Below are 9,500 nucleotides of genomic sequence, written 5' to 3'. Positions count from 1 at the left end.
TCAGCGGTGCGATGCCCAGGCTGACCAGGCCGGAGACCGCGGTGACGCGGCCGAGGTAGGCGGGCTCGGCCTGGGTCTGCAACAGGGCACCGCAGAGCGCGCCGCTGAGCCCGGCGAGGAGTCCGACGAGCAGGGCGACCGCGACGGCCGCGACGACGCCGGGCACGAAGGCGAGGGCGCCGATGGCGACGCAGCCGGCGAGGATCGCGCAGCCGGCGGTCCGTCCGGCGTGCCCCACGCGTCCCCGTACGGCGAGCAGCAGTGAGGCGGCGCCCGCGCCGGTGCCGAAGCCGGCCAGTACCCAGCCCATGCCGGACGCTCCCCAGCCGCGTTCGTCGGCCAGCAGGGTGAGGCCGACGTTGAGCGGTCCGACGAAGCCGAGGTCACCGAGGGCGATGGCCAGCATGAGGGGGGCCAGGACGCGGTGGGAGCGGATGTAGGCCAGGCCGTCCCGGAGGTCGCGCCAGGGCGTGCCGGCCACCGCTCCGGCCGTGTCGTCCGTCGCCACCGGACGGACCCGGACCGATATCAGCAGCGGCACCGAGACGGCGATCAGCGCTCCGGCCAGCGCGAAGGCGGCCGTCGCGCCGCCCATCGCCACGGCGAGACCGCCGAGCGGGGCTCCGACGACGCTCGCGCAGCGGATGGCGAGTCCCCGCATGCCCTGCACCCGGGTGAGCTGGTCCTTGGCGGTGATCCTGGCGGGCAGGGCACCCACGGCCGGCATGAACACGGCGTCGACGGCGCCGAAGACCAGCGCGAGCAGGGCGAGCAGCCACAGGCTCGGGGAGGTCAGGAGCATCATGGCCGCCACCGCCAGCACGGCCGCGCAGCGCACGGTGTCGCTGCCGATGACCACCCGGCGCGGTCCGAGCCGGTCGGCGATCACTCCCCCGCCCAGCATGAGCAGGGCCCGGGGCAGCGCGCTCACCGCCATCACGATTCCCGCCTCGGAGGGGGTGCCCGTGCGGACGGCGGCCCAGGACAGCGCGATGTAGTAGACGCTGTCGCCGATCATCGAGGACGTGTAGGCGCCGAGCCAGCGCAGGACGTTGGGGTCGCGGTGGGCCGGGCGGCCGGTGGTGCCGGCGAGCGGGGGCAGGGTGGTGGTGGTCATCGCGGGGCTGGTCCTCTCAGACACGGAACGGGAACCCATACACGTGCAGCGCGACGTTCTCGCGCCCCTCGGTGTCGCCGGCGGCTTCGGCGGCCCGGCCCTTCTCGTCGTACTTCCGCGCCAGGGCGATCAGTTCCCCGCGCAGCTCTGCCAGCTCGGCGGGGGTCAGCCGCAGCAGGGCCTCGGTGTCGGGCGCGGCGGAGTTCCATTCGGGGCCCCAGGTGGAACGTTCGTCCAGGTAGCGGCGGTACATGTCGGTGCGCTGGTCGTGGAAGAGCCGGGTGGCCGCCAGGTGGGCGGCCGCCCGCTCGGGCGCGTCGCGGAAGGTCTCGCCGCGGATGGTCACCCCTTCCGAGGCGGGCTGCCACCACCGCTCCCGGCCGTCCGCGCTCTGCGGCCGGGCCTCCTCGATCAGCCCGTGCTCGGCCAGCTTGCGCAGGTGGTAGCTGACCAGCGAGACGGCCTCGTCGACCTGGTCGGCGAGCTGGGAGGCGGTCGCGGTGCGGCTCACGCACAGGCCCCGGTACAGCTTCATGCGCAGCGGGTGCGCGAGGGCCTTGAGGGTGCCCAGGTCGGTGATGGGACGGTTCGCGTCCTGCTTCGGCATGTCCACACCGTAAAGCAGGAAAGGAAAGTTGCGCAATAATTCTTGCGCAACTTTCCTTTCGCGACTCGCGACTCGTGACGCCCGACTCGGCACTCCCGACTCGCGGCTTCGCCGGTGCCGTGGCACGGGAAAGCCCCGGCCGTCGGACGGCCGGGGCTGTCGCGCGGGGTGCTAGCGGACGGGGTGGCCCGCCTCCCGCAGCGTGTCCTTGACCTGGCCGATGCGCAGGTCGCCGAAGTGGAACACGGACGCCGCGAGGACCGCGTCCGCGCCCGCCGCGACGGCCGGCGGGAAGTCGGCGAGGCGGCCGGCGCCGCCGGAGGCGATCACCGGGACCGAGACGTGCTTGCGCACGGCCGCGATCATCTCCAGGTCGTAGCCGTCCTTCGTGCCGTCCGCGTCCATCGAGTTGAGCAGGATCTCGCCCGCGCCCAGCTCGGCGGCCCGGTGCGCCCACTCGACCGCGTCGATGCCTGTGCCCCGGCGGCCGCCGTGGGTGGTCACCTCGAAGGTGCCGGCCTCGGTGCGGCGGGCGTCGACCGACAGGACCAGGACCTGGCGGCCGAAGCGCTCGGCGATCTCGCGGATCAGGTCGGGGCGGGCGATGGCGGCGGTGTTGACGCCCACCTTGTCCGCGCCGGCCCGCAGCAGCTTGTCGACGTCCTCGGCGGTGCGCACGCCGCCGCCGACGGTCAGCGGGATGAACACCTGCTCGGCGGTGCGGCGCACCACGTCGTAGGTCGTCTCGCGGTTGCCCGACGAGGCGGTGATGTCCAGGAACGTCAGCTCGTCGGCGCCCTCGGCGTCGTACACCTTGGCCATCTCGACGGGGTCGCCCGCGTCGCGCAGGTTCTGGAAGTTGACGCCCTTGACGACCCGGCCGTTGTCCACGTCCAGGCAGGGGATGACTCGGACCGCCAGGGTCATAAATCCACGGCTCCTCTATACGCTTCCACTTCGACTTCCACCAGGACCCGCGAGTCGATGAATCCCTCCACGACGAGCAGGGTCGTGGCCGGGCGCACGGAGTCGAAGATCTCCTTGTGGGCCCGGCCCGCCGCGTCCACGTCGCGCGAGTGTGCCAGGTACACACGGGTGCGGATCACGGAATCGACGGCGAGTCCGAACTCGCCGATCGCCTCGACCGCGGTGGTCAGGGCCACCTTGGTCTGTTCGTACGGGTCGCCCTCGCCGTAGAGCACGTCGCCCTTGAACGCGGTCGTGCCGGCGACGACGACACGGTCGCCCGCCGCGACGGCCCGTGCGAAACCGAAGGACTCTTCCCAGGGACTTCCGCTCTGCACGCGCCGTACGGCTTCGGACGTCATGTCGACACAGCCTCCAAGGCCTCTTCCAGGGTGAACGCCTTCGCGTACAGGGCCTTCCCGACGATGGCGCCCTCGACACCGGCCGGGACGAGACCGGCGATCGCGCGCAGGTCGTCCAGGGAGGACACACCGCCGGACGCGACGACCGGGCGGTCGGTGGCCGCGCAGACGTTCTTCAGGAGCTCCAGGTTGGGGCCCTGGAGGGTGCCGTCCTTGGCGATGTCGGTGACGACGTACCGGGCGCAGCCCTCCTTGTCCAGGCGGTCCAGCGTCTCGTAGAGGTCGCCGCCGTCGCGGGTCCAGCCGCGGCCGCGCAGGGTGGTGCCCCGTACGTCGAGACCGACGGCGATCTTGTCGCCGTGCTCGGCGATGACCTTGGCGACCCACTCGGGGGTCTCCAGGGCGGCGGTGCCCAGGTTGACGCGGGTGCAGCCGGTGGCGAGCGCGGCGGCGAGGGTGTCGTCGTCGCGGATGCCGCCGGACAGCTCGACCTTGATGTCCATGGCCTTCGCGACCTCGGCGATCAGCTCGCGGTTGTCCCCGGTGCCGAACGCGGCGTCCAGGTCGACCAGGTGCAGCCACTCGGCGCCGGAGCGCTGCCAGGCGAGGGCGGCCTCCAGCGGGGAGCCGTAGGACGTCTCGGTGCCGGACTCGCCGTGCACGAGGCGGACGGCCTGGCCGTCGCGGACGTCGACGGCGGGGAGGAGTTCGAGCTTGCTCATCTCTACCGGGCTCATCTCTACAGGGTCTCGATCCAGTTGGTGAGGAGCTGGGCGCCGGCGTCGCCGGACTTCTCGGGGTGGAACTGGGTGGCCCACAGGGCACCGTTCTCCACGGCGGCCACGAAGGGCTTGCCGTGCGTGGACCAGGTGACCTTGGGCGCGGCGATCAGCGGGTTGTGCGCCTCCAGGGACCAGTCCTGGACGGCGTAGGAGTGCACGAAGTAGAAGCGGGCGTCCGCGTCGAGGCCGGCGAAGAGCTGCGAGCCGGCCGGTGCCTCGACCGTGTTCCAGCCCATGTGGGGCACGACGTCGGCCTCCAGGGGGCCGACCGTGCCGGGCCACTCGTCCAGGCCCTCGGCCTCGACGCCGTGCTCGATGCCGCGCGCGAAGAGGATCTGCATGCCGACGCAGATGCCCATCACGGGGCGTCCGCCGGCCAGTCGGCGTTCGACGACCCAGTCGCCGCGGGCGGCCTTGAGGCCGTCCATGCAGGCGGCGAAGGCGCCGACGCCGGGGACCAGCAGCCCGTCGGCGTTCATGGCCTTGTCGTAGTCACGGGTGATCTCGACGTCGGCTCCCGTGCGCGCGAGGGCGCGCTCGGCGGAACGGACGTTGCCGAAGCCGTAGTCGAAGACGACGACCCGCTTGGCGGGAGCGGTCAATTCCACACCTCCAGCCTCATGACGCCCGCGACGAGGCACATCGCGGCGCCGATGGACAGCAGGACGATGAGCTGGGTGGGCATCTTCTGCTTGACGAAGGAGATGATGCCGCCGACGAGGATCAGACCGAGGAAGATCAGCGCGGTCGAGGAGCCGTTCACAGCGCGCCCTTCGTGGAGGGCAGGATGCCGGCCGCGCGCGCGTCCCGCTCGGAGGCGTAGCGCAGGGCCCGGGCGAGCGCCTTGAACTGGCACTCCACGATGTGGTGCGCGTTGCGCCCGTACGGCACGTGCACGTGCAGCGCGATCTGCGCCTGGGCGACGAAGGACTCCAGGATGTGCCGGGTCATCGTCACGTCGTACTCGCCGATCATCGGCGCCATGTTCTCGGGCTCGGTGTGCACGAGGTAGGGGCGGCCGGACAGGTCGACGGTGACCTGGGCGAGGGACTCGTCCAGCGGGACCGTGCAGTTGCCGAAGCGGTAGATGCCCACCTTGTCGCCGAGGGCCTGCTTGAAGGCGGCGCCCAGCGCGAGGGCGGTGTCCTCGATGGTGTGGTGGGAGTCGATGTGCAGGTCGCCGTCGGTCTTCACGGTCAGGTCGAACAGACCGTGCCGGCCGAGCTGGTCGAGCATGTGGTCGTAGAAGCCGACGCCGGTGGCGATGTCGGTCTTGCCGGTGCCGTCGAGGTCGATCTCGACGAGGACCGAGGTCTCCTTGGTCGTGCGCTCCACGCGTCCCACGCGGCTCATGTGTTCTGCTCCTTCTTGACTTCACGGACCGCGTCGAGGAACGCGTCGTTCTCCTCCGGGGTGCCGGCGCTGACCCGCAGCCAGCCCGGCACGCCGTTGTCCCGCACCAGCACGCCCCGGTCGAGGATCTCGCGCCAGACGGCGTGGGAGTCCGCGAACCGTCCGAACTGGACGAAGTTGGCGTCGGACTCGGTCACCTCGTAGCCGATGGCGCGCAGTTCGGCGACCAGCCGGTCCCGCTCGGTCTTCAGCTGCTCGACGTACTTCAGCAGCGTGTCCGTGTACTCCAGGGCGGCCAGCGCGGTCGCCTGGGTCACGGCCGACAGGTGGTACGGCAGCCGTACGAGCTGGACGGCGTCGACGACGGCCGGGTGCGCGGCGAGATAGCCGAGGCGCAGGCCCGCCGCGCCGAACGCCTTCGACATCGTGCGGGAGACGACGAGATTCGGCCGTCCGTCCAGCAGCGGCAGCAGCGAGGCGCCGTGGCTGAACTCGATGTAGGCCTCGTCCACGACGACCATCGACGGCTTGGCGCGCTGCGCGGCCTCGTACAGGGCGAGGACCGTCTCGGCCGGGACCGCGTTGCCCGTGGGGTTGTTGGGGGTGGTGACGAAGACGACGTCCGGGCGGTGCTCGGCGATCGCCTTCACGGCGGCGGGCACGTCGATGGTGAAGTCCTCGTGGCGCGGCCCGGAGATCCAGCCGGTGCCGGTGCCGCGCGCGATGAGGCCGTGCATCGAGTACGACGGCTCGAAGCCGATCGCGGTGCGGCCGGGGCCGCCGAAGGTCTGGAGCAGTTGCTGGATGACTTCGTTGGAGCCGTTGGCCGCCCAGACGTTGCTCACGTCCAGCGGGTGGCCGGAGGTGTTCGTCAGGTACTCGGCGAGCCTGGTGCGCAGTTCGACCGCGTCCCGGTCCGGGTAGCGGTTGAGGTCGCGGGCGGCCTCGCGGACGCGCTCGGCGATCCGCTCGACCAGTGCCTCGGGCAGCGGGTAGGGGTTCTCGTTGGTGTTCAGCCGTACCGGCACGTCCAGCTGGGGCGCGCCGTAGGGGGACTTGCCGCGCAGCTCGTCCCGTACGGGGAGATCGTCGATGCCGAACGTCACTTGCTTTCCGGGACCTTCCACTCGAACCTCGCCTTGATCGCCGCGCCGTGGGCGGGCAGGTCCTCCGCCTCCGCCAGCGTGACCACGTGGTGCGCGACCTCGGCGAGCGCGTCGCGCGTGTAGTCCACGATGTGGATGCCGCGCAGGAAGGACTGCACGGACAGGCCCGAGGAGTGGCAGGCGCAGCCGCCGGTGGGCAGGACGTGGTTGGACCCGGCCGCGTAGTCGCCGAGCGAGACGGGCGCCCAGGGGCCGACGAAGACCGCGCCGGCGTTCCGCACGCGCTCGGCGACGGCGGCGGCGTCGGCGGTCTGGATCTCCAGGTGCTCGGCGCCGTACGCGTCGACCACGCGCAGGCCCTCCTCGATGCCGTCGACCAGCACGATCGCGGACTGCCGGCCCCCCAGTGCGGGGACGATCCGGTCGTCGACGTGCTTGGTGGCCGCGACCTGCGGCTCCAGCTCCCGCTCGACCGCGTCGGCCAGCTCCGGGGAGTCGGTGACGAGGACGGCGGCGGCCAGCGGGTCGTGCTCGGCCTGGCTGATCAGGTCGGAGGCGACGTGCACCGGGTCGGCGGTGGCGTCGGCGAGGACGGCGATCTCGGTGGGGCCGGCCTCGGCGTCGATGCCGATCTTGCCGGTGAAGTAGCGCTTGGCGGCGGCGACCCAGATGTTGCCGGGGCCGGTGACCATGTTCGCGGGCGGGCAGGACTCGGTGCCGTGCGCGAACATCGCGACGGCGGTGGCGCCGCCGGCCGCGTAGACCTCGTCGACGCCGAGCAGGGCGCAGGCGGCGAGGATCGTCGGGTGCGGCAGCCCGCCGAACTCGGCCTGCGCGGGCGAGGCGAGCGCGATGGACTCGACGCCGGCCTCCTGCGCGGGCACGACGTTCATGATCACGGACGACGGATAGACGGAGCGGCCGCCGGGCGCATACAGCCCGACCCGGTCGACCGGCACCCACTTCTCGGTGACCGAGCCGCCGGGCACCACCTGGGTGGTGTGGGTCGTACGGCGCTGGGCGCGGTGGACGAGGCGGGCGCGGCGGACGGACTCCTCCAGGGCCGCGCGCACGGCCGGGTCGAGCTCCTCCAGCGCGCGCGTGAGCGCGGCGGCCGGAACCCGCACCTGGTCGAGCTTGACCCCGTCGAACTGCTCGGCGAAGTCGATCAGCGCCGCGTCGCCACGATGATGCACGGCCTCGCAGATCGGACGCACCTTCTCCAGGGCGGCCGAGACGTCGAAGTCGGCTCGGGGCAGCAGGTCGCGCAGGGCGGGGCCCTCGGGGAGGGCGTCGCCGCGCAGATCGATTCGGGAGATCACGGAACCAATTCTCTCAGACCCGCGTCGGAGACCGTTCGCGCGTATCAATGGCTGATACAGAACGCGACGGCTCGTCACAACCCGCCGTGTCACCGGGCGAATCACCCTCACGTTGAGTGTTCGAGGCGTCACCCAGCGGGCATGAACGGTTGTACGAAGCGTGTGTGACTCGCGAGTAGCCGGGGAGGGAGTGAAGCGCCGTGACCGAGGGGGACGGCCGCCGTGACGGAGAGCTGCCGGACGACCTGACCGCCGCGGAGGCGGGCATGTGGCAGGCCTTCCGCAACGGCAGCGTGTACGACCTGAGCAGCGGGGACGCGCTCGTCGACGATCCGCACGGCGGGCAGCCGTGGGGACCCGAGCGGACCGTGCGGGCCCGCATCGTGTGCTGGCTGCTGCTCGACGGCCCGCCCGCGCTGGCCGGGCGCGTGTCCTCCCTCCAGCTCGTGGGCGTGCGGATCAGCGACACGATGGACCTCGCGGGCGGCACGGTCGAGCCGTACGTCGAGCTGCGGGGCTGCCGCTTCGAGCGGGAGGTCGTGCTGCCGGAGACCCGCTTCACGACGCTGCGGCTGGTGGACTGCTCGGTGCCGCGGCTGGAGGCGGCCAGGCTGCACACCGAGGGCGATCTGCATCTGCCGCGCTGCCGGATCCCGGGCGGCATCCGGCTCACCGACGCCCAGATAGGCACCGACCTGCTGCTCAGCCAGGCGGTGGTGCACCGGGACCGCAGCGGCCGTTCCATCGCCGCGGACGGCCTGACCGTGGGCCAGGACCTCCAGGCCGAGATGCTGGAGTCGTACGGCGAGGTGAGCCTGCGCAGCGCCCAGGTCGGCGTCTCGCTGAGCCTGCGCGGTGCCCGGCTGCTCAACCCGTACACGCGGCACGCGCTGAACGCGCCGCGGCTGGCGGTCGAGCGCACGCTGTATCTGACGCCGGCGGGCCTGGGCAGCCCGATGGTGCCGGGCACCACTCCAGCGCAGGGGACGCGGATCCAGCGGTTCGAGTGCGAGGGCGGGGTGCGGCTGGACGACGGGCGGTTCGGGGACGCCGTCGACTTCGAGCACGCCCGGTTCACCTTCACCGACGACCAGGAGCTGTCGCTGCGCCGGGTGCAGACGCCCGAGCTGCGCTTCCTGGGCGAGCGGCCGGCGCGGGGGCGGGTGGTGCTGTCGGGGGCGCGGGTGGTCAACCTGATGGACCGGGCCGCCAGCTGGCCGGGCCCGGGCCGCCTCCAGATGGGCGGCTTCTCCTACGAGAACCTGGTGCCGCGGGGGCCGTTCCCGCTGGAGAAGCGGCTGCGCTGGGTGGGCGCGGCGACCGCCGAGTACCACCCGGAGCCGTACGAGCGCCTGGCCGCCGTGCTGCGGGCCGGCGGCGAGGACGAGGACGCCCGTGAGGTGCTGCTCGCCAAGCACCGGCGGCGGCGCGAGAGCCTGCCGCTCGCCGCGAAGCTGGTGGGGTACGCGCAGGACTGGACGGTGGCCTACGGCTACCGGCCGGGGCGGGCCGCGGTGTGGATGGCGGTGCTGTGGGCGGCGGGCTCGTTCGCCTTCTCGCGCACCGACCATCCACCGCTGAAGAGCGGCGAGCATCCGGACTGGAACCCGGCCCTGTTCGCCCTCGACCTGCTGCTGCCGGTCATCGACCTGGGCCAGGTGGGCTTCTGGCAACTGAGCGGCGGCTGGCAGTGGCTGGCGGCGGCGATGATCCTCCTCGGCTGGATCCTGGCCACGACGGTGGCAGCGGGCGCGACGCGACTACTCCGCCGCAACTGACCCTCCGGGGGACGCCGCCCGCCACGCCCACGCCGGCGTCGGCACGCCGGGGCGGCGGAGGTCGCGCGGGGCGCGGAACGAGGCCGGGGCTCGGGTCGCGCGGGGCG

The 9,500-nt window shown here is 72.5% G+C and carries 11 protein-coding genes; 1 reads left to right on the top strand and 10 read right to left on the bottom strand.

What is annotated here, in order from left to right; all coding sequences use genetic code 11:
- From GTW67_RS28090 to hisD, 10 genes are all read right to left on the bottom strand, one after another.
- Positions 1 to 1,117, bottom strand: a 1,117-nt coding sequence (locus tag GTW67_RS28090) for an MFS transporter (protein ID WP_161167567.1), incomplete at its 3' end; no start/stop codon positions are given.
- Positions 1,118 to 1,133: 16 nt separating this feature from the next.
- Complete coding sequence (locus tag GTW67_RS28085; RefSeq protein WP_161167566.1) at positions 1,134 to 1,724, bottom strand: ArsR/SmtB family transcription factor; 591 nt, start codon at positions 1,722 to 1,724, stop codon at positions 1,134 to 1,136.
- Between the two features lie 171 nt (positions 1,725 to 1,895).
- Positions 1,896 to 2,651, bottom strand: coding sequence for an imidazole glycerol phosphate synthase subunit HisF (hisF, locus tag GTW67_RS28080; protein ID WP_161167565.1), 756 nt, complete (start codon positions 2,649 to 2,651; stop codon positions 1,896 to 1,898).
- Positions 2,648 to 3,052: a RidA family protein gene (locus tag GTW67_RS28075; protein ID WP_161167564.1), complete on the bottom strand. Its 405-nt coding sequence runs from the start codon at positions 3,050 to 3,052 to the stop codon at positions 2,648 to 2,650. Before GTW67_RS28075 ends, hisF begins: the two co-directional genes overlap by 4 nt.
- The gene (gene priA / locus GTW67_RS28070) at positions 3,049 to 3,774 is read right to left on the bottom strand and encodes a bifunctional 1-(5-phosphoribosyl)-5-((5-phosphoribosylamino)methylideneamino)imidazole-4-carboxamide isomerase/phosphoribosylanthranilate isomerase PriA (protein WP_161167568.1); all 726 of its coding nucleotides are present in this window, start codon (positions 3,772 to 3,774) and stop codon (positions 3,049 to 3,051) included. The genes GTW67_RS28075 and priA overlap by 4 nt, the downstream gene beginning before the upstream one ends.
- 17 nt (positions 3,775 to 3,791) lie before the next feature.
- Positions 3,792 to 4,436 carry an imidazole glycerol phosphate synthase subunit HisH gene (hisH, locus tag GTW67_RS28065; RefSeq protein WP_202437799.1) on the bottom strand — a complete coding sequence of 215 codons (645 nt, stop codon included), beginning with the start codon at positions 4,434 to 4,436 and terminating at the stop codon, positions 3,792 to 3,794.
- The gene (locus GTW67_RS37145) at positions 4,433 to 4,597 is read right to left on the bottom strand and encodes a CG2302 family histidine operon protein (protein WP_202437802.1); all 165 of its coding nucleotides are present in this window, start codon (positions 4,595 to 4,597) and stop codon (positions 4,433 to 4,435) included. The genes hisH and GTW67_RS37145 overlap by 4 nt, the downstream gene beginning before the upstream one ends.
- Positions 4,594 to 5,187, bottom strand: a complete 594-nt coding sequence (hisB, locus tag GTW67_RS28060; RefSeq protein ID WP_161167562.1) for an imidazoleglycerol-phosphate dehydratase HisB — start codon at positions 5,185 to 5,187, stop codon at positions 4,594 to 4,596. Before hisB ends, GTW67_RS37145 begins: the two co-directional genes overlap by 4 nt.
- A complete protein-coding gene (locus GTW67_RS28055; protein ID WP_161167561.1) occupies positions 5,184 to 6,293 on the bottom strand; it encodes a histidinol-phosphate transaminase in 1,110 nt (369 codons plus the stop codon). The genes hisB and GTW67_RS28055 overlap by 4 nt, the downstream gene beginning before the upstream one ends.
- Positions 6,290 to 7,615 (bottom strand): histidinol dehydrogenase, encoded by a 1,326-nt coding sequence (gene hisD / locus GTW67_RS28050; protein ID WP_161167560.1) that lies wholly within the window; start codon positions 7,613 to 7,615, stop codon positions 6,290 to 6,292. Before hisD ends, GTW67_RS28055 begins: the two co-directional genes overlap by 4 nt.
- A gap of 200 nt (positions 7,616 to 7,815) precedes the next feature.
- Here hisD and GTW67_RS28045 point away from each other — a divergent pair, with 200 nt between their 5' ends.
- Positions 7,816 to 9,393 carry an oxidoreductase gene (locus GTW67_RS28045; RefSeq protein WP_161167559.1) on the top strand — a complete coding sequence of 526 codons (1,578 nt, stop codon included), beginning with the start codon at positions 7,816 to 7,818 and terminating at the stop codon, positions 9,391 to 9,393.
- Positions 9,394 to 9,500 lie beyond the last annotated feature (107 nt).

This window comes from Streptomyces sp. SID5910, from assembly GCF_009862125.1.
In the GTDB taxonomy this organism is placed as follows: Bacteria; Actinomycetota; Actinomycetes; order Streptomycetales; family Streptomycetaceae; genus Streptomyces.
The sequence above is the reverse complement of the archived record's forward strand: the minus strand, read 5'-3'. Positions and strand labels throughout refer to the sequence as shown.